At 55.5% G+C, this 19155-nt stretch carries 17 protein-coding genes, 1 other RNA gene and 1 pseudogene; 7 read left to right on the top strand and 12 right to left on the bottom strand.

Annotation, left to right across the window (positions count from 1 at the left end):
• Positions 1–112 precede the first annotated feature (112 nt).
• The 3 genes and pseudogenes from RHM56_RS16295 to RHM56_RS16285 all read left to right on the top strand — a co-directional run.
• Entirely contained in the window at positions 113–337 is a 225-nt protein-coding gene (locus RHM56_RS16295) for a hypothetical protein (RefSeq protein WP_235571170.1), read from the top strand.
• Positions 338–355: 18 nt separating this feature from the next.
• Positions 356–649, top strand: a complete 294-nt coding sequence (locus tag RHM56_RS16290; protein ID WP_322233919.1) for a hypothetical protein — start codon at positions 356–358, stop codon at positions 647–649.
• A 609-nt stretch (positions 650–1258) separates the two neighbouring features.
• Positions 1259–1531 (top strand): annotated as a pseudogene (locus RHM56_RS16285) (TonB family protein); the annotation flags it as partial.
• Positions 1532–2055: 524 nt separating this feature from the next.
• Here RHM56_RS16285 and RHM56_RS16280 read toward each other — a convergent pair.
• Together RHM56_RS16280 and RHM56_RS16275 are read right to left on the bottom strand one after the other, a co-directional pair.
• Positions 2056–3546, bottom strand: coding sequence for a DEAD/DEAH box helicase (locus RHM56_RS16280; RefSeq protein WP_322233918.1), 1491 nt, complete (start codon positions 3544–3546; stop codon positions 2056–2058).
• Positions 3547–3878: 332 nt separating this feature from the next.
• A complete protein-coding gene (locus RHM56_RS16275) occupies positions 3879–5192 on the bottom strand; it encodes a site-specific integrase (protein ID WP_322233916.1) in 1314 nt (437 codons plus the stop codon).
• 123 nt (positions 5193–5315) lie between these two features.
• On the opposite strand from RHM56_RS16275, the gene ffs reads away from it, so the two are divergent.
• From ffs to recR, 4 genes are all read left to right on the top strand, one after another.
• Positions 5316–5408: signal recognition particle sRNA small type (gene ffs, locus RHM56_RS16270), an RNA gene on the top strand.
• Between the two features lie 237 nt (positions 5409–5645).
• Positions 5646–7721 carry a DNA polymerase III subunit gamma/tau gene (dnaX, locus tag RHM56_RS16265; RefSeq protein ID WP_322233914.1) on the top strand — a complete coding sequence of 692 codons (2076 nt, stop codon included), beginning with the start codon at positions 5646–5648 and terminating at the stop codon, positions 7719–7721.
• Between the two features lie 76 nt (positions 7722–7797).
• Complete coding sequence (locus RHM56_RS16260) at positions 7798–8136, top strand: YbaB/EbfC family nucleoid-associated protein (protein ID WP_016780291.1); 339 nt, start codon at positions 7798–7800, stop codon at positions 8134–8136.
• A gap of 293 nt (positions 8137–8429) precedes the next feature.
• Complete coding sequence (recR, locus tag RHM56_RS16255) at positions 8430–9032, top strand: recombination mediator RecR (RefSeq protein WP_322233912.1); 603 nt, start codon at positions 8430–8432, stop codon at positions 9030–9032.
• Between the two features lie 205 nt (positions 9033–9237).
• Here the strand turns inward: recR and RHM56_RS16250 are convergent, their stop codons facing one another.
• The 10 genes from RHM56_RS16250 to RHM56_RS16205 form a co-directional block, all read right to left on the bottom strand.
• Positions 9238–9780: an adenine phosphoribosyltransferase gene (locus tag RHM56_RS16250; RefSeq protein ID WP_322233910.1), complete on the bottom strand. Its 543-nt coding sequence runs from the start codon at positions 9778–9780 to the stop codon at positions 9238–9240.
• 55 nt (positions 9781–9835) lie between these two features.
• Positions 9836–10570: a fumarate/nitrate reduction transcriptional regulator Fnr gene (fnr, locus tag RHM56_RS16245; protein ID WP_322233908.1), complete on the bottom strand. Its 735-nt coding sequence runs from the start codon at positions 10568–10570 to the stop codon at positions 9836–9838.
• Between the two features lie 179 nt (positions 10571–10749).
• Positions 10750–12132: an oxygen-independent coproporphyrinogen III oxidase gene (gene hemN, locus RHM56_RS16240; RefSeq protein ID WP_322233906.1), complete on the bottom strand. Its 1383-nt coding sequence runs from the start codon at positions 12130–12132 to the stop codon at positions 10750–10752.
• Between the two features lie 94 nt (positions 12133–12226).
• Positions 12227–12910, bottom strand: a complete 684-nt coding sequence (locus RHM56_RS16235) for a sulfite exporter TauE/SafE family protein (protein WP_322233903.1) — start codon at positions 12908–12910, stop codon at positions 12227–12229.
• The gene (gene ccoS, locus RHM56_RS16230) at positions 12903–13133 is read right to left on the bottom strand and encodes a cbb3-type cytochrome oxidase assembly protein CcoS (RefSeq protein WP_322233899.1); all 231 of its coding nucleotides are present in this window, start codon (positions 13131–13133) and stop codon (positions 12903–12905) included. The genes RHM56_RS16235 and ccoS overlap by 8 nt, the downstream gene beginning before the upstream one ends.
• A gap of 20 nt (positions 13134–13153) precedes the next feature.
• The gene (locus tag RHM56_RS16225) at positions 13154–15604 is read right to left on the bottom strand and encodes a heavy metal translocating P-type ATPase (protein WP_322233897.1); all 2451 of its coding nucleotides are present in this window, start codon (positions 15602–15604) and stop codon (positions 13154–13156) included.
• Positions 15605–15710: 106 nt separating this feature from the next.
• Positions 15711–16253, bottom strand: coding sequence for a FixH family protein (locus RHM56_RS16220; RefSeq protein WP_322233895.1), 543 nt, complete (start codon positions 16251–16253; stop codon positions 15711–15713).
• A 12-nt stretch (positions 16254–16265) separates the two neighbouring features.
• Entirely contained in the window at positions 16266–17681 is a 1416-nt protein-coding gene (gene ccoG, locus RHM56_RS16215) for a cytochrome c oxidase accessory protein CcoG (RefSeq protein WP_322233892.1), read from the bottom strand.
• A 304-nt stretch (positions 17682–17985) separates the two neighbouring features.
• Positions 17986–18963 (bottom strand): cytochrome-c oxidase, cbb3-type subunit III, encoded by a 978-nt coding sequence (ccoP, locus tag RHM56_RS16210; protein WP_322233890.1) that lies wholly within the window; start codon positions 18961–18963, stop codon positions 17986–17988.
• Positions 18960–19151: a cbb3-type cytochrome c oxidase subunit 3 gene (locus tag RHM56_RS16205; protein WP_322233886.1), complete on the bottom strand. Its 192-nt coding sequence runs from the start codon at positions 19149–19151 to the stop codon at positions 18960–18962. The genes ccoP and RHM56_RS16205 overlap by 4 nt, the downstream gene beginning before the upstream one ends.
• Between the last annotated feature and the right edge of the window lie 4 nt (positions 19152–19155).

The raw sequence follows: 19155 nt of genomic DNA, 5'->3' as shown, positions 1-19155 counted from the left end.
GAAGGACACAAAAAGATAGTAATGATGCAAAAAATATCATCTGATGATATTTTATACTGCCATTTGCCATCATGATTGGCATGCAAATCAGGCGCTGCAGAAGGAAACGGGGATGAAATTGTACTTTGGGATTTTTTTGGCCGTTTTAAGTATGCCACTGGCCAGTCTGGCAGGCATCTTTGCCATGGAGCTCGGCTATGTCTGGAATATACGGCAAGCCATCGGAGTCGGCGTCGTCGTGAGCTTGGTGTTACTTTTGTTAGCGTTGACCCTGTTTTTATGTGGCATACCATCAACCTTGCAGCGTCTACGGGTCCAGACCAGCGCCAGCAACTGATTTTCAAGGATGAGCTACATGAACATGTTTAGACAGCTGCGTTGGCTGGCGCTGACGACCAGTGCGACCGCTTCAAACGCCGTATCAGCCGCTCAAACGGGTAGCGGCTCATCTGATCAGATGCTATGGGCATTCCTTCTAGCGGCCCCACCAGCAGCTTATGCCGGTAATAAGTGGTGGCGTTGGGGCATAGGTTTCAGGTTCGGTGCTGCAAGCGGTTCGGATTTTCTATCTGCTTTGAAATGGTCATTGATAGCCGCTGTATGGGTAGCAGTCGTGATGGGACTTGCATGGCTAATGCATCAGAAATGATATATCTAATGTGTATTTAGCAATCCAACCCCAAGGTCCATTCTGTAGCACGTACCTTTAGATGTGGTTGTCAGCAGGGTCACCATACTTGAGGTCGTTCCCTGTTGATGGTCAATCTAATCCGTCAAGTATTTGGTCGATGGAAATATTATGCGAAACACTATTTTAGCTTTGACCTTTTTGCCTTCCATCACATTTGGTCATAACTTTAGTGAGTCCAGCCTGAAAGATCTGGAAGACGCTTACAGCGTGAAGTTTTCAGGTGGACTTTCGAGTGCATTTTCAAACGATCACGACCAAGGGTTGAATTGGTTCAAAAATAAAGCATTTGAGCTGGATAACGATTTTACAATCAGGATGTGCGGCGACGGACTTTGTTACATTCGGGAAAATACCGGATCATTGATGCTCGCGGTAGAGCAGAAAAAAAGTGATTTCAACGGTAGAAAACTTCAAGGACAGCTTGTCCGAATTATTGGCACGGACATGTATGGAACCATGGTTCTTGAAAGATTATCTACCCACAATAAAACTGTAAAGCAGCTAGTTAAACTGCCAGTTCCTAGCCCAACCAAGTCAGAATATAATTTGGCTGGAAAAATTAATGAACTGATCAAGGTCCGATCCGCTGAAGGCTGGGCAAGACCACCATCAGTAAGGAAGGAAATGGTAGTTGAACTAGAAATTAGCATGACACCAGACGGCACAGTTAAATCAGTCAGCGTAACCAAGACCAGTGGTGATGAACCATTTGACACATCAGCAGTTGCAGCAGTCAAAAACATTGGGCGACTGACTGAGATGCAGGAAATTAAACCATTGGATGTTGACCGATACCAGTCATTTAAGATGAAGCTCACACCAGAGGACTTGACTCTGTGAAAGTGGTATTTAAAGTATTTGTATGCTGAAACAGTTTTTGTGAGCCCAAGATTCGGTTTGTTTGCACAGTTATTTAATGGGGCTGATCCTTGTGCTTTAATAGTTTTCGAGAATCAGCGGCTCTGGAACTGCATGTGAGGTAACGAACGTGCAATGCGCAGCATACGTTATAAGCGAATAAACGGTGTTTCGGCGGGGTAAAACTAATTTGGGTTGCCTAGTGTTGGTTTGAGTTCGATCAAGCCTTAACTGGAATCTCAAAGATTCTTGAAGGCTTAATTGGCTTCACAAGGTCACTGCAGGTACTGTTGAAATTATAACTCTGTGTAAAGAACTGCGACGCGAAGCGGAGTATCCCTTGTCGTGCAAGGGATCTAATATATTTCATTTGACTCAGTACGAATTCTTAGTTGAAATTCGTCTGCTTCGCATCCGAATTATTCGCTGTGCGAATGTATGTTATAAATTTCTAGTAGGTTTCCTTAAAGAGTGTAAGGTAATTAACTAATTATTAGAGTGCCGAACTAAATTTGATTTTCTAAGCCTAGCCGTTTCACCTCCTTGGTGTAATTATATATCGTGCTTACTAGTATATTGGTTCTTTTTGCTACGGTGCCTGGCTTTAAGCCAGATGCTAGCAAACGCATTGCTTCGGGTTTGTTTGTTTCCGGTTTTGGTCCCCGAGTTTCATGCTTTCTATACGTTCTGGTATGCTTTGTATCGATGATCGCTTCTTTCAGATACGTGTTAACTAAATATTCGGCAACCTCGTAGGTTTGCACGTATAAGTTTACATCTTCTGTGGACGTATCATCCCGTAACGAACAACGGTACACGTTTTGAAGCGTAGCATCGAACAAGTATGTTCTCTTCCAGGCATCACGCAGTGATTCATAAGACTTATTGTACTTTTCGGCTAAATATTTCAAGCACTTAGTAGCAATGGTAACGTGATTTCCATGAAACATGCACAATACATTAGATACGTGCAGCCACTCATTCAAGCCACGGCTGTCCATAGGGCATTCAATAAGGTTGCTTTTATGATCAAGGAGTGCCCAATTTTGTACGAATACAAGGTATTCTCGGGTAGGTCCGACTAAGTTTGATACGAGGTCTGTGATAATTTGAATGTTGCGTTTTTCTTTGCCAGTTACAGCATTTCCAGTTTGGGGCTTGTGAGTGGAGTTCAATACCGACTTGCTACACTGATCCCAAGTAAGCATAGGGTAGATTGTTACTTTCTTGTTGTGTTTGAGTGTGTTGCTTGGTAATAGGATCGAATTGCGATAATTAAAACCGTGGGCGTCTGCGAACCACTCGAAAAGAGAACCAGCCCATGTGGCAGTGAGCAGATGCACTTCACGGCAATGTTTGAATCTATCGAAGAACCCAGCCTCATCAGCAAAGTACACAACGGAATATTTTTTATCTTCCCCGGTTGAGACGAAAATTTCTTGGTTAGCATATGCTGCTTCGTATATTTGAAGAGCCTCCTTCGACAATAATGAGGTCGGACCGGTCCCGTTTGAATTTGGACGAAAGGCCCGCAGCTCAATTTCAATGTTTTTTACGCAACCTGATTTGATAGTTACTCGACCGGACGTGTCAATATCAAGGTGTTGTAATGCTACCAGCTGGGAGGTTTTAATCTTGTTGGCTTGTGGCCTTACAGCTAAAGGTAACTCATCGACAATCACAGTCCAGCTGCCTAGGTGTTTTATTCTGCATTGGTGAAACGATGCATGCTGACATACGATCAGATTATTATCCTCAGCCGGGTCAAGGTGTTTGTTTAATGTTGCAATTGCGGCAGTCCCATCGCGACTATCAATTTTCAAAGGCGCGAGCCCCAAATCGCGTAATTTGCTGGAAACTTCATCTGCAAGAAGCTTTGTTGGTACCACAAATAATACTCGGTTGCCTAAAGCTATCCATTGGGGAATGATTCGGCAAGCATTTGTGGTTTTGCCTGTTCCGGGGCGAGATGAGGCGATGTTGATTGTTTTATTCATTATGATTTCGGTTGAAAGCGTTATTGCTTGTCCTCATCCTCTCACGATTACAGCCTTGGATAAACATTGGCCTGGATGAATGTCTTTCAGTTCCTAATTTACGCTTATCGACGAATTTTTTTCGTCTGCATGAAAAGCAAATTGATTGTATCTAATGCCAGTACGTATTGTTGGGGGGGGACCTTGTTTTGTTGGTTGTGGTTGTATCAAATTCATAGGGGCGAAGGCTTTGAAGTTGTCCAAAGCCTTATTCTATAAAATTATTTTTGTTGCATTATTTGATTGAGGATGATCCTTGTTTTTTTGGTGCGTGTGTAGGCTGGGTTGATGGTTTAGGTGAGTTGGGGGGGTGGCAGTTCAATGTGTTTTATTGCTTCCATCATGGCGTTCATCGGGGTGCGGCTTCCGTAGATGCCAAAAGTGACTGAGCTATCTTCATGACCTGCTATGCGTTTAATTAGAGAGTCCTGTACCCCTGCATCCCGCATTTCATCGATGATCGTGTGGCGAAAGCTGTGGAAGGTCTTTCTAGAGTCGGTAATGCCCAGCTTCGTTTTGTATCGACCGAACCATTTGCTTGGGGCATGACCTAATTTTCCGCGTGTCGGTTCAAGATCTGAAAAAAGACGAGTGACACCACTGCTGCGAATATCCTGGATATGGTTAAGTAATCCGAGTGCAATCAGCGCGGGATGTATTGGGAGCACGCGGCGGCTACTGGAATTCTTTAGTTTCTGATCTTCACGGTTGTCATCAATACGGATGCAATGAATACCTTGTTGCAGGATAAAGTCATCGACATGAAGCTGGCACAACTCTTCAAGTCTTGCCCCTGTAGTACGACCTAGCAAAGGGAGCCAGTAGCGCCATGAATGCTTTCGTGCTTCAAATGTCAACGTCTTAAGGTTTAACAACTTGGCCAAGTCATCCTGATCGAACGAAATCCGTGCATCTTTCGCAGTGCCGGTCATGACCCGAAGACCAGCCAACGGATTTTCACTGGTATAGCCGTTCACTTTGCACCAGTTAAAAAAAGCAGAAAGCTTTCGGAGTCGGTTGTTCACCGTTACGGCGCTGATAGTTTTGTATGTGTTGTTTGAATCGACCACCTGTCCCAATGTCTTGCCTTTGAACCTAGGCAAGAGTCCAAAGTATTGCGGGCACCGACTCAGCCGGTCCTTGAGCGTACGCGCTTGTCCTGCATCGAAGTCTGAAACAGGCATATCGCCCATCAGTTCGAACAGATCACGCATGGCACGTTCCACCTCGAAGGCACTGACCTCCCGCCATGTCCCACCGCGTTTTCCTTCTTCGATATAAAGCTTGGACAATGTGGCGAGGGTAGGGCCGTCACCATTCCGCATCACTTTGTCGGTTGTAGGCTTTCTTGCGGCTGGTTGGATTGTTTGTGAGGGGGCAGAGTCCCGCCACTCCGAACACAGCCTACGCAGTGTCGGAAGGTCTGCCATGGGGTGTTCGTTCAGGTGAGTGTGCACTTGCTGGGCGAGTGAAGTTGCCAGGAAGAGTGCGTGTTGACGATGTCGAATGTTCAAGCTCAAACGCAATGTGTGACACCTCGGGAAGAGATGCCCGGGTAGTCTGAGATTCAGGTAATAGACGGGTCCGCGACGGGTTATGTAGGCCATGTTGTACACCTGTGTTGTGCAGCGAAGTTGTACAGTGCTGACTACACCCCATTTTTTGACTGCCCGTGCAGCGAGTTTGCACGGAAGAAATATTACCCCAAAAAAGCCTGAAACCCTTACCCCATATGGCTCGCAACGATTACCCGTGAACCTGGTCAGATCCGGAAGGAAGCAGCCACAGCGGGAACATTGTGTGCCGGGGTGTGGCTGGTGGGGTTGCCTCCATTTTAAAAATCCTCAATTCGCAGGGTTTTTAATCCAGAAACAAAATACCTTCCTTCCTCTCTATCTATATAAAATTTCGACGGCTGAATGCTCTGTCGGCGCATTTCCGTGTCCGCATAAAATGCCCGGCCATGAGCGCCTGAGCAGTTAAAAGTGCGCATCGGATGCAATTTTGCCCCTGCTCCGCTAGCATTAGCCCCCTCCGCTTTTCAGATGCGACGGTTATCAATGAGTTATCAGGTTCTTGCACGTAAATGGCGTCCGCGCTCGTTCCGCGAAATGGTCGGCCAGACCCATGTGCTCAAGGCTCTGATCAACGCCCTGGACAGTCAGCGCCTGCACCACGCCTACCTGTTTACCGGTACCCGTGGCGTTGGCAAGACCACCATTGCGCGGATTATCGCCAAATGCCTGAACTGTGAAACAGGTATCACCTCGACGCCCTGTGGGACGTGTTCGGTGTGTCGCGAAATCGATGAGGGGCGTTTTGTCGACCTCATCGAGATCGACGCCGCGAGCCGGACCAAGGTTGAGGACACGCGTGAGTTGCTCGACAACGTGCAGTACGCGCCAAGCCGTGGGCGCTTCAAGGTCTATCTGATCGACGAAGTGCACATGCTTTCCAGCCATTCCTTCAATGCGCTGTTGAAAACCCTCGAAGAGCCGCCGCCCTACGTCAAATTCATTTTGGCGACCACTGATCCGCAAAAGCTGCCAGCGACGATCCTGTCTCGCTGCTTGCAGTTCTCGCTGAAAAACATGACGCCTGAGCGCGTCGTCGAGCACTTGACCCACGTGTTGAGTGTCGAGAACGTGCCGTTCGAAGACGATGCGCTGTGGTTGCTGGGCCGTGCCGCTGATGGCTCGATGCGTGATGCCATGAGCCTCACCGATCAGGCGATTGCGTTCGGCGAAGGCAAGGTGCTGGCCGCCGATGTGCGGGCGATGCTGGGTACGCTCGACCACGGTCAGGTCTTTGACCTGCTGCACGCCTTGATTCAGGGCGATGCGCGGGCGCTGCTTGAGGCGGTGCGGCATTTGGCCGAGCAAGGCCCGGACTGGAATGGCGTGCTGTCCGAGATTCTTAACGTGTTTCACCGTGTTGCGATTGCCCAGGCGCTGCCTGAAGGCGTCGACAACGGGCATGGCGACCGAGATCGTGTGTTGGCCCTGGCGCAGGCATTGCCCGCCGAAGACGTACAGTTTTATTACCAGATGGGCCTGATCGGTCGGCGCGATCTGCCGCTGGCGCCAGACCCGCGAGGCGGTTTTGAAATGGTCCTGCTGCGGATGCTGGCCTTCCGCCCAGCGGACACCGGCGATGCGCCGAGTCAGCCGCTAAAGCCAGTGGGGATCAGCCAGGCCACAGTTGATTCCGCCCAAACCGTGGCTGGCGCGGCTGCTGTTGCGCCAGTTGTTGAGCCGCGTGTAGAGCCGGCTCCCGTGGCTGTTGCTGTGCCGGTCGAGGAGGTGGTTGCGCCTGCGCCTGCGCCTGCGCCTGTGGCCGCTGTGCTGCCGCCTGCCGTGCCTGAAAAAGATTTGCCGTGGAATGACCGGTCAGCAACTGCGCCTGCAATCGAAGACGACGTCGTGCCTGAGCCGATGCTCGATATGGTCAGCGAGCAGCCCGATTTGCCGCCAATGCCGTTGCCGACGCCAGACAGCGTTGTGCCGGACGCGCCGGAGTGGGTGGCGGCGCCGATCGTTGAGCCAGCCGTCGAGCAGGTAGATGCTGCGGTGCCGGGCATGGATCGCGACGACGAACCGCCCCTGGATGAAGACTACATCGAGCCGGACATGGACTCGGCGGCGTACAGCTACCTGGACGAATTGGCCAGCGAGCATGCGGTTGAACCTGCGCCAGAGCCTGAACCCTTGCCAGCCGCAATGCCTGCGACGGGCCTTGCCCTTGAATGGTTGAACATGTTCCCCCAATTACCGGTATCGGGCATGACGGCGAGCATTGGCGCCAACTGCACCTTGATCGCCGTTGACGGTGATGACTGGTTGCTGCACCTGGACCCGGCTCACAGCGCGCTGTTTAACGCGACCCAGCAGCGTCGACTCAATGATGCGTTGAACCAGTTTCATCAGCGCACGCTCAAAGTGACGATAGAGCTGGTCAAGCCCGAGCAGGAAACCCCGGCCCAGGCGGCCTCGCGTTTGCGCGCCGAGCGTCAGCGTCTGGCCGAAGAGTCGATTTACGCAGACCCGCTGGTCCAGCAAATGATTCAACAGTTCGGCGCGGCAGTCCGCGACGATACGATTCAACCTGTCGACGTTGTAGAGGCTCAGGCTTCGTAGCGACAGGGTTAGCACTTACAGCCCGAGGTCATGTGATTGCGGGTGCATTGTCCAAATAACGTTTGAGGTGATTCCCATGATGAAAGGTGGCATGGCCGGCCTGATGAAGCAGGCGCAGCAGATGCAGGAAAAAATGGCCAAGATGCAGGAAGAACTGGCCAATGCCGAAGTCACGGGTAAGGCCGGTGGCGACATGGTGACGGTGGTCATGACTGGCCGTCATGACGTCAAGCGCGTGAGCATTGACCCAACCCTGCTCGAAGGCGTGAGCGAAGATGACCGCGAAGTGCTGGAAGATCTGTTCGCTGCTGCCGTCAATGACGCCGTGCGCAAGATCGAAGCCAACAGCCAGGACAAAATGTCTGGCGTGACCGCTGGCATGCAACTGCCGCCGGGCATGAAGCTGCCATTCTAAGGCGCTCAAAAAATGCCGGGCTTTGGGCTAATGCCAGTCAGTTAACGCATATTCCCGGTGGGAGCGGCCTTGCTCGCGATGGTATCGACGCGGTTTAACAGAAAAACCGCATCGCCTGCATCGCTGGCAAGCCAGGCTCCCACAGGTTTTCGCTGTATTTAAAACAGCGTTCGCTTGACTGACTGGCATTAGGGCCTTGAGCCCGGTATTTTTTTGCCTGTTTGATGGGTATTTGACGCTGACCCGGCCCACGGGTATAAACCGCCTCTCGTTGTTTTGTCGGACCTTTCTCTATGAGCTTCAGCCCCCTTATTCGCCAACTGATCGACGCCTTGCGCACTTTGCCGGGTGTGGGTCAAAAGACTGCGCAGCGCATGGCCCTGCAACTGCTTGAGCGTGATCGCAGTGGCGGTTCGCGCTTGGCGCTGGCCTTGAGTCAGGCGATGGACGGTGTGGGTCATTGCCGCCTGTGCAGAACCCTGACCGAAGATGACTTGTGCCCTCAGTGCGCTGACATGCGCCGCGATGACACGTTGCTGTGCGTGGTTGAGGGGCCAATGGATGTTTATGCCGTTGAGCAGACCGGCTATCGCGGGCGTTACTTCGTGCTCAAGGGGCATTTGTCGCCGTTGGATGGCTTGGGCCCCGAGGCGATTGGTATCCCGCAATTGATGACGCGCATTGCCGAACAGGGCACTTTCAAAGAAGTGATTCTGGCGACCAACCCGACAGTCGAAGGCGAGGCCACAGCGCACTACATTGCCCAATTGCTGAGCAGCAAAGGCCTGATCGCTTCGCGCATCGCCCACGGCGTACCGTTGGGTGGCGAGTTGGAGTTGGTGGATGGCGGCACCCTGGCGCACTCGTTTGCCGGGCGTAAACCCATCGCGTTGTAATCAATCGCTGCCGATCAACTGCATGCACCTGACCCGTAGCAGTTGACGAGTGTTGCGAGGCTACGTCCGGCTGCGTAGCAGCCGTAAAGTCAGGTGCAGCGGAGCGTCAGTTCAACCTTGTGCTTAGCGTTTACGATCGCTTCGCAATCGGACGTAGCCTCGCAGGCTCGGCAACTGCTACGAAATCGGCTTGCGGCGCACTTCATTACTCAGTCAGTGAAAACTCAGTCAGGCAAAAAGTCGGTACGCCCAGGTCTTGCAGGCGCTTTGAGCCGCCCAGTTCCGGCAGGTCAATAATCGCCGCCGCTTCAAACACCTGGGCACCCATGCGGCGCGCCAGGTTCACTGCGGCGATCAACGTCCCGCCCGTGGCGATCAAGTCGTCGACAATCAGCAGCGAATCGCCCTCGCACAAGCTGTCGGCGTGAGCCTCCAGAAACGCTTCGCCATATTCCGTCTGATAGCCTTCGGCCAATACATCGGCTGGCAATTTGCCCTGCTTGCGAAACAGGATCAGCGGTTTGTTGAGTTGATGAGCCAGTACTGAGCCAATCAAAAAGCCACGGGCATCCATCGCTCCGATGTGGCTGAACTCAGCTTCGACATAGCGCTCGATAAAGGTATCGGCGATCACCCGCATGGCGCGAGGCGACTGGTAAAGCGGGGTGATGTCACGAAAGATCACGCCTGGCTTGGGAAAATCGAGCACTGGACGGATCAGGGATTTGAGGTTGAAGTCGTTGACCATCGTCTGGATGTCCTGGCGGCGTTGGGGCCGCCAGTATAGCCCTCAAACAGTCGTGTCAGGCCTCTACCGAACCACCGGCCAGTGCGCACAGCTTGATTGGATCAAGAATGTGCACTTCTTTGCCTTCAGCCGTGATCAACTGGTTTTCTTGCAGGCGAGTGAACACGCGCGAAACCGTTTCAACCGCCAGGCCCAGGTAATTACCAATCTCGTTGCGCGACATGCTCAGGCGGAACTGGTTGGCCGAAAAGCCACGTGCGCGGAAGCGTGCAGACAGGTTCACCAGGAAGGTTGCAATCCGCTCATCGGCAGTCTTTTTCGACAGCAGCAGCATCATTTGCTGATCGTCACGAATTTCTCGGCTCATGATGCGCATCAGTTGGCGACGCAATTGAGGCAGTTGAACCGAGAGTTCGTCCAGGCGCTCGAAAGGAATTTCGCAAACAGGCGTAGTTTCGAGCGCTTGAGCCGACACAGGGTAAGTGTCGGTGTCCATGCCCGACAGGCCAACCAGTTCGCTGGGCAGGTGGAAACCGGTGATCTGTTCTTCGCCGCTGTCACTCAAACTGAATGTCTTAAGTGCGCCAGAACGTACGGCATACACCGAGCCGAACGCGTCGCCCTGGCGAAACAGAAACTCGCCTTTCTTGAGAGGGCGACCGCGCTTGACGATTTCCTCCAGCGCATCCATGTCTTCCAAATTCAACGAAAGAGGCAAGCAAAGGGGAGCAAGACTGCAATCCTTGCAGTGAGCCTGGGTATGAGCGCGCACTTTTACTGGCTCGGACATTTCTTCAATCCTTGTGGGAAAACACACATAAGACGCAAGGGTACCCCAGTGAGTGGGTCGAGGCCAGTGCGCCTATAAAGTGCGTTTAATTCAAGCACTGATCAATCCATTGAGTTGTGTTTCAAGACCTCAAAATAGGGCTTGAGCCAATGTCTATAGTACTTTCGCCGCAGTTGGCGCTAGATAACCCGTGAGTAACGCTGACGGCTTTGCTGTGCCAGATACGCATCAAACACCATGCAGATTGAACGCACCAATAGCCGCCCTGCGGGCAGTACCGTCAGGTGTTCGTTGTCCAGTGCAATCAAGCCATCTGCCGCCATCGTTTCCAGTGCCGGCCACTGATTTGAAAAATACCCCCTGAAGTCGATGTTGAACATCTGCTCAATGCGCAGGAACGGCACGTGCAGGTTGCAGATGATGTGCTGAATCACCTCGCGGCGGATTCGATCATCCTGATTGCACAGCAGGCCGCGGCTGGTCGCGAGTTGATCGCTGCCCAGCGTGTGCTGATAGTGCGCAATGTCGCTGCTGTTTTGGCAGTACAGGTCGCCGATCTGGCTGATGGCCGACACGCCCAGCCCGATCAGATCGCAATGGCCGTGGGTGGTGTAGCCCTGAAAGTTGCGCTGCAGGGTAGACTCTTCCTGGGCAATCGCCAGTTCATCGTCTGGCAGAGCGAAATGGTCCATGCCGATGTAGCGATAACCGGCGCCAGTGAGTTGCTCGATAGTGCGCTCAAGCATGCTCAGCTTTTCGGCAGGTGAGGGCAGGTCGCTGGTGTTGATCCGGCGCTGCGGCATGAAACGCTCTGGCAAGTGCGCGTAGTTGAACACCGACAAGCGATCCGGTTGCAGGCTGATGACTTCTTCAAGGGTGCGGGCGAACGCCTGCGGGGTTTGTTTGGGCAAGCCGTAAATCAGGTCGATGTTGATCGAGCGGAACTGCAAGGTGCGCGCTGCATCGATCACGGCGCGGGTCTCTTCCAGGCTTTGCAGGCGATTGACGGCCCGCTGCACCTCGGGGTCGAGGTCTTGCAGGCCAATGCTCACGCGATTGAACCCCAGTTCACGGAGCAATCCCATGGTCGACCAGTCGGCTTCCCGGGGGTCGATTTCGATGCCGTAGTCGCCAGAGTCATCGTCGAGCAGATTGAAGTGCTCGCGCAGATGGCCCATTAGCTGGCGCAACTCATCGTGGCTTAAAAAGGTTGGTGTGCCACCGCCAAAGTGCAGCTGTTCCACTGCTTGCCTGGGATCGAGATGGCAGGCGATCAGGCGGATTTCCTGCTTCAGCCGCTTCAAATACGGCTGGGCACGGCCACGGTCCTTGGTGATGACTTTGTTGCAGGCGCAGTAGTAGCAAATATTGGCGCAAAACGGCACGTGAACGTACAACGACAGCGGGCGCATGGCTTTGCGGCTGTCGCGCAGGGCGTGCAGAAAGTCGAATGGACTGATCTGCTCATGGAACTGCAGCGCTGTCGGATACGAGGTGTAGCGCGGCCCGGCGAGGTCATAACGGCGAATTAAATCTGAGTCCCAACGAATGGCGTCGAGCATGCGGGCATTCCCCTGGGATGGCTAGCAATGCTCAGGAGTCTAGGGGCAGCCGATGTGTAACACCTTGATTTGCATCAACGCCCGCTACGGCCGCTCAATGCCCCATCAACCAATGCTGGTGCGGGCCGGGCAGGGTCCAGATGCCGAACAGCATCACGAGCAACCCGCCAGCCATGCGCACGCTGCGTTTGCGCAGCAGCGCCGTCATGCGTTCGGCTGCCAGGCCTGTGGCCAGCAGCAAGGGCCAAGTGCCCAAGCCGAAAGCCAGCATCAGCAAGGCGCTGTCGAGCGCGCTGCCCTGACTGGCTGACCAGATCAAGGTGCTGTAAACCAATCCGCAGGGCAGCCAGCCCCACAGCGCGCCCAGCAGCAAGGCGCGGGGCAGGCTCGACACTGGCAGCAAGCGGCTCGCGACTGGCTGAATATGCCGCCACAGGCCGCGCCCCAGGCTTTCGATGCGGGTCAGGCCGCTCCACCAGCCCGCCAGGTACAAGCCCATGCAGATCAACAACACCCCGGCCAGAACCCGCATCGCCATGGCCGCCGGGCTGTTGGCGACGGCCCAGCCTGCGAGCCCCAGCAGTAAACCTGCGGTGGCGTAGCTGAGAATTCGACCCAGGTTGTAAGCCAGCAACAGTTTGAAGCGTCGGCTGCGTTGCTCCTTGGGGATGGCAAAGGTCAAGGCGCCCATCAAGCCACCGCACATGCCCAGGCAATGCCCGCCGCCGAGCAGGCCCAAAATCACTGCGGACAGCAGCAGCGGCGCCAGCTCAAGCATGGGGTGGGGCCTTGTCGCCGGTTTCTTTGGCGGCGAGCACGTGAGTGCCTTTGGCCTCTTCGACGGCCGCTGTGTGTTGTGGGTCCTGGTCATCAAACAGGATGCTGTGGGCCGGGCTGTCCAGGTCATCGTACTGGCCGCTGTCCACGGCCCAGAAGAAGATGTAGACGGCAATTGCAACAATCAGCAAGGCCGCAGGGATCATGATGTAAAGCGCTGGCATAAAGGCTCCAGGCGACCGGCTCAGGCCGGTAGCAGGCGAGTGTCTGACGTGGGCTGGGTCTGCGTCTGACGCGGCATGCGGGTCAGGCGCAGGGCGTTAAGCACCACGGTCAATGAACTGATCGACATGCCGACCGCGGCCCAGATCGGCGTGATCCAGCCCAGTGCTGCAAAGGGCAGCATAAGGCCATTGTACAAACCGGCCCACAGCAGATTCTCGATGATCACCCGACGTGTACGGCGGGCCAGGCTAAAGGCTTGGATCAGTGCTTCCAGGCGATTGGACAGCAGTACCGCGTCCGCGCTGGTTTTGGCCAGGTCAGTGGCTGAACCCATCGCCACGCTGATGTCGGCGGCGGCCAGCACCGGCACGTCGTTAACCCCATCTCCCAGCATCAACACCTTGCGTCCCTGAGCGTGCAACTGTTGCAGCACGCGCAGTTTGTCGTCGGGTCGCAACCCGCCTTGAGCGTCATCAATGCCCAACTCGGCAGCGACACTGGCAACCATCGGCGAGCTGTCGCCCGAGAGCAGCAACGTGTGCCAGCCGCGCGCTTTGCAGGCCGCCAATAAGGCCGGGGCGTCGGCGCGCAGGCGGTCGTCGAGCACCAGCCAGGCCAGCGCGCCTTCGGTATCGCCCAGCAATAGCCATTGGCCGGGTTCGTTCGGCATGTCCGGGATTGCGCACAGGCTCAGCGCGCAGACGAACGTAGGTTGGCCAATCCGTAAGCGTTGTTCGCCGACCCGACCTTCAAGGCCGAGCCCCGGCGTGCTGTGCACTTCATCGGCGGCTTGCGGGGCGCGACCAAAGGCGCGGGCGATGGGGTGTTCGGAGCGATTTTCGAGTGCAGCGGCCAGAGCCAGGCACTGATCGCTGCTGAGGTTGCGCAAGGGGCGAATGGCCCGCAACGCCAGCCTGCCTTCGGTCAAGGTGCCGGTCTTGTCGAAAATCACCGTGTCGATCTGGTTCAGCCCTTCAATCACGTGGCCCCGGGTCAGCAGCAACCCCAGCTTGTGCAAGGTGCCAGTTGCGGCGGTCAAGGCCGTCGGGGTCGCCAGCGACAGTGCACAAGGGCACGTAGCCACCAGCATTGCCAGCACGATCCAGAAGGCTCGAGACGGGTCGAGTTGCCACCACAGCAGGCCAATCGCAATAGCCGCAATCAGCGAGAACAGTAGGAACCATTGCGCAGCCTTGTCGGCGATTTCGGCCAGGCGCGGCTTTTCGTTTTGGGCGCGGTCCAATAACCGCACGATGGCGGACAGGCGCGTGTCTTGACCCAATGCCAGTACTTCAACGGTCAGCGCGCCTTCGACATTCAAGGTGCCCGCTGTCACGGCATCGCCCACGTTACGCGGCTGCGGCAGGTATTCGCCGGTCAGCAGCGACTCGTCGATGCTCGATTGGCCGTCAAGGATCTTGCCGTCGGCCGGAAGAATCGCGCCGGGGTGCACCAAAACGTTGTCGCCGAGCTTGAGTTCGCTCAGCAGGATGCGTTCACTCTGGCCGTCGCCACTCAAGCGCAAGCACGAGGCGGGCAGCAAATTGACCAGTTGCGCCGTGGCTGCCGCTGTGCGTTCACGGGCGCGGCGCTCAAGGTAGCGTCCGGCCAGCAAGAACAGGGCGAACATGCCGACCGCATCGAAATACAACTCGCCGACGCCGGTGATGGCGGTCCAGATACCGGCCACGTAGGCGCCACCAATGGCCAATGACACCGACACGTCCATGGTCAGGTGGCGCGTGCGCAGGTCACGCATTGCGCCTTTGAAAAGCGGTGCACAACTGTAAAACACGATAGGCGTGGTCAGAAACAGCGCGACCCAACGCAGGATGGTATGCATCTCGGGGCTGAGGTCGATGTTGAATTCGGGCCAGGTGGCCATGGTCGCCATCATCGCCTGAAACCACAGCAATCCGGCGACGCCAAGCTGACGCAAGGCCAGGCGATTTTCGCTGGCCAATTGCTCCGTCGCTCGATCCGCCTGATACGGGTGGGCGGCGTAACCGATATGACGCAGCTCGCTCAGCACTTCGCTCAGCGGCAGTTGGATGTCGGCCCAGCGGATGTGCAAGCGGTGGTTGGACAGGTTGAGCCTGGCTTCACTTACCGCAGGCAGGCGCAGCAGGTGTTTCTCAATCAGCCAGCCACAGGCGGCACAACTGATGCCCTCGATCAGCAGCGTGGTTTCGGCCTGCTCGCCTTCGTGCCGGACGAAGGGCTTTTGCACGTCAGGGCGGTCATACAGCGCCAGTTCTTCCATCAGTTGCACGGGCAGCGCCTGCGGATTGGCCGACGCCTCACTGCGATGTTGGTAATAGCTTTCCAGGCCACCAGCTACGATTGCCTGCGCCACGGCCTGACAGCCCGGGCAGCAGAATTCGCGGGTCTGACCCAGTACGTCGGCGGTGAACCGGCTTCCAGCTGGAACGGGCAGGGTGCAGTGGTAGCAGGGAACGGGAGAGGTCATGGCGGTCTATCGCGATATGGTGGCGCCGGGAGGTCCGTCATCGCGGGCAAGCCCGCTCCCACAAGGTTCGTGTATCCCTGTGGGAGCGGGTTTACCCGCGATGGGGTTATTGCGTTTTGCGGTCTTCAGCGCCCTGAATCGGCTCGTCGCCCAGCGTCAGGTCTTTGTCATGGTCGACCAATTCTTCTTCAAACAGGCGCCAGGTCTTGCCGTCTTCTACGCCCAGCAGTTCAACGAAACGACGGCCCTGCACCTTGTCATCCAATTGGCCGGTATAACGGCCCGGCTCTGATGGGCTTTGGGTCAGGCTGACTCGGCGGTCCTTTTCCGGTTGTGTCGGCGAAATCAGGTTCAGCTCCAGGGCCTGCGGCTGGCTGTTGCCTTCAAGCAGCAGCACCACTTCGCCGGTCACTTCGTCCAGACGCAGCTTGGCTTTCAGTTGCAGGGTCTGCCCCAGCAGTTCGCGGTCCAGCGAACGGTTAATCCCTTTGCCAGCTTCGTAGTAATTGTCGTTAACCAGGTTGTCCGGGTTTTTCACGGCAATGGTCACCATCGACAGAGTCAGCGTCACCGAGCAGGCGAGTATGGCGATGATGATCCACGGCCATATGTGCTTGTACCAAGGGCTGTAGGCATTTGCTGCGGGCATGGAGAGTTTCTCTTATCTGATGTGTGGGCCGATGAAACGGCTCTTGGCTTTAACGTAGATGTCGCTGTTATCGGCATCTTTAAGGATGAAGAACACCTCGTTGGTGCTGGACGGCAATTGTTCCGGTGCTATCGACAATTCGACAGGCAGGCTGACAATGTCACCCGCCGCGACGTTGATCTCGCGTTTGCCTTGCAGTTTCAAGTCGGGCAAGCCGCTGGCTTCCAGCACGTACGTATGATCGCGCTGATCTTTGTTCATGATCTTCAGGCTGTAAACGTTTTCGATCCGGCCTTCGGCGTTTTCGCGATAGAGCACGCGGTCTTTGCTGACATCAAAACCGACCAGCGAGCGCGTGAAAAAGGCGGCTGCCAGCAGGCCCATCATGGTCAGTAAAACCAGCGCATAGCCAATCAGGCGCGGACGCAGTTTATGGGTTTTCTGGCCGGACAGGTTGTGCTCGGTGGTATAGCTGATCAAGCCGCGCGGGTAGTTCATCTTGTCCATGATGTTGTCGCAGGCATCGATACACGCCGCGCAGCCGATGCATTCAATCTGCAAGCCGTCACGGATGTCGATGCCGGTCGGACACACCTGAACGCACAGGGTGCAGTCGATGCAGTCGCCCAAGCCCTGCGCCTTGTAGTCCGCGTCTTTTTTACGCGGGCCGCGCATTTCGCCGCGACGCGGGTCGTAAGAAACAATCAGCGTGTCTTTGTCGAACATCACACTCTGGAAGCGCGCATACGGGCACATGTAAATGCACACTTGCTCGCGCAGCCAGCCCGCGTTGCCATAGGTGGCCAGGGTGAAAAAGCCGACCCAGAAGTAGGCCCAGCCATCGGCCTGGCCAGTGAAAAAATCAAACACCAATTCGCGGATCGGGGAGAAGTAGCCGACAAAGGTCATGCCCGTCACAAAGCCAATCAGTAGCCACAGCGTGTGCTTGCTGAACTTGCGTACGAACTTGTTGGCGCTCATTGGCGCCTTGTCGAGCTTGATGCGCTGGTTGCGATCACCTTCGGTGACTTTTTCGCACCACATGAACACCCAGGTCCATACGCTTTGCGGGCAGGTGTAACCGCACCACACGCGGCCTGCGTACACGGTGATAAAGAACAGGCCAAAGGCTGCGACGATCAACAGGCCCGACAGCAGGATGAAATCCTGTGGCCAGAAAGTGGCGCCAAAGATGAAGAACTTACGCTCGGGAAGGTTCCACCAGACGGCTTGGTGGCCGCCCCAGTTGAGCCACACCGTGCCGAAATACAGCAAGAACAGCAGGGCGCCACCGGCGATGCGCAGGTTGCGGAAAAAACCGCTGAAGGCGCGGGTGTAGATTTTTTCTCGGGCGGCGTACAGGTCGACGCTTTCAGTGGGTTTCTTGGCAGGTGGCGTGACGTTTTGGACCGGAATGTTATTGCTCATTAGTGCGTCCCACGGCAGTGGAAAATGCCTCGGTCAGTACGTGCCAACCGTGGTCAGAAGGTGTTGCGATGGCGCAATGATACCCCTGTGACTCTAGCTCAAGGGTGCGACCTTTGGTCGCGTTCCGAAACGTGCAAAGTTGGTATAGAAGATGCAATAAGTCATGACGCAGATCAATTGACTTAAGGCGCGGATTAAGGTGTTAAAGCCTCTGAGTCAGAGCTCCCAAGGGCCGTGGCTAAATAAAACGGCCCCGACAACGGTCGTTGGCAGGGCCGGTTTTGGGAGCGATTACCCGAGGGTTTTACTCCTCTGTCTTGGCCTCATCGCCATGGGACAGGCTGTACACGTAAGCGGCCAGCAAGTGCACCTTGTCATTGCCTTGCAACTCAGCCTGGGCAGGCATCTGGCCCTGACGGCCGTAACGGATGGTCTGCTGCAACTGAGCGAAGCTCGAACCGTAGATAAACGCGCCGGGGTGAGTCAGGTTGGGTGCGCCCATCAATGGGTTGCCTTTGCCTTCCGGGCCGTGGCACATCGCGCAGTTGGTGGCGTAGATTTCCTTGCCCTTGAGCGGGTCGGCCTTCGCACCGTCTGGCAGTTTGCGGCCGTCCAGACTGGTCAGTACGTAAGCCGCCACGTCGCTGACGCCTTGCTCGCCGATCACTTGCGCCCAGCCCGGCATGACGGCGTGACGCCCGGCCATGATGGTGGTCTTGATGTCGGCGGGTGTACCGCCCCAGCGCCAGTCGGCGTCGGTCAGGTTGGGAAAGCCATAAGCGCCCTTGGCGTCGGAACCGTGGCACACCGAGCAGTTGGAGGCGAACAGGCGGCCGCCCATTTTCAGTGCTTGCGGGTCCTTGGCGACTTCTTCGATGGGCATGGCGGCAAACTTGGCAAAGATCGGTCCAAATTTTGCGTCCGACTTGGCCATTTCCTTTTCCCACTCATGCACGCCGGTCCAGCCGGTCTGGCCATTGGCAAATGGGGTTTGCTCTTTGGTGTCCAGGTACTGATAACCCGGCAGCAGGCCTTTCCAGTTCCCCAGACCCGGGTACAGCACCAGGTAGCCGAGGGCAAAAACGATGGTGCCCACAAACAGCATGAACCACCATTTGGGCATTGGGTTGTCGTACTCTTCGATCCCGTCGTAAGCGTGCCCGACTTTCTCGTCGGTCTGCTCGCTGCGCTGGCCCTTGCGAGTGGCCAGCAGCAGCCAGGTCAAAGCGAAGATCGTACCCAGAGTGAGGACTGTGACGTACAGACTCCAGAAGGTAGTCATTCTTTGTTACTCCTAGACGCTTGCTCTTGCTCGACGTGCTTGATGGCTTCGGGATCGTCCATGAACGGCAGCATCGTCGCGTCGTCAAACTCTGACTTGCGTCGCGGGCTGAACACCCACAGCGCCAAACCGATAAACGCCACCATCACCACGACAGTGCCCAGGCCACGAATCATCCCGATATCCATCCAG

Origin of the sequence: Pseudomonas sp. CCC3.1 (genome assembly GCF_034347405.1) — a bacterium.
Classification (GTDB): domain Bacteria; phylum Pseudomonadota; class Gammaproteobacteria; order Pseudomonadales; family Pseudomonadaceae; genus Aquipseudomonas.
The sequence above is the reverse complement of the archived record's forward strand: the minus strand, read 5'-3'. Positions and strand labels throughout refer to the sequence as shown.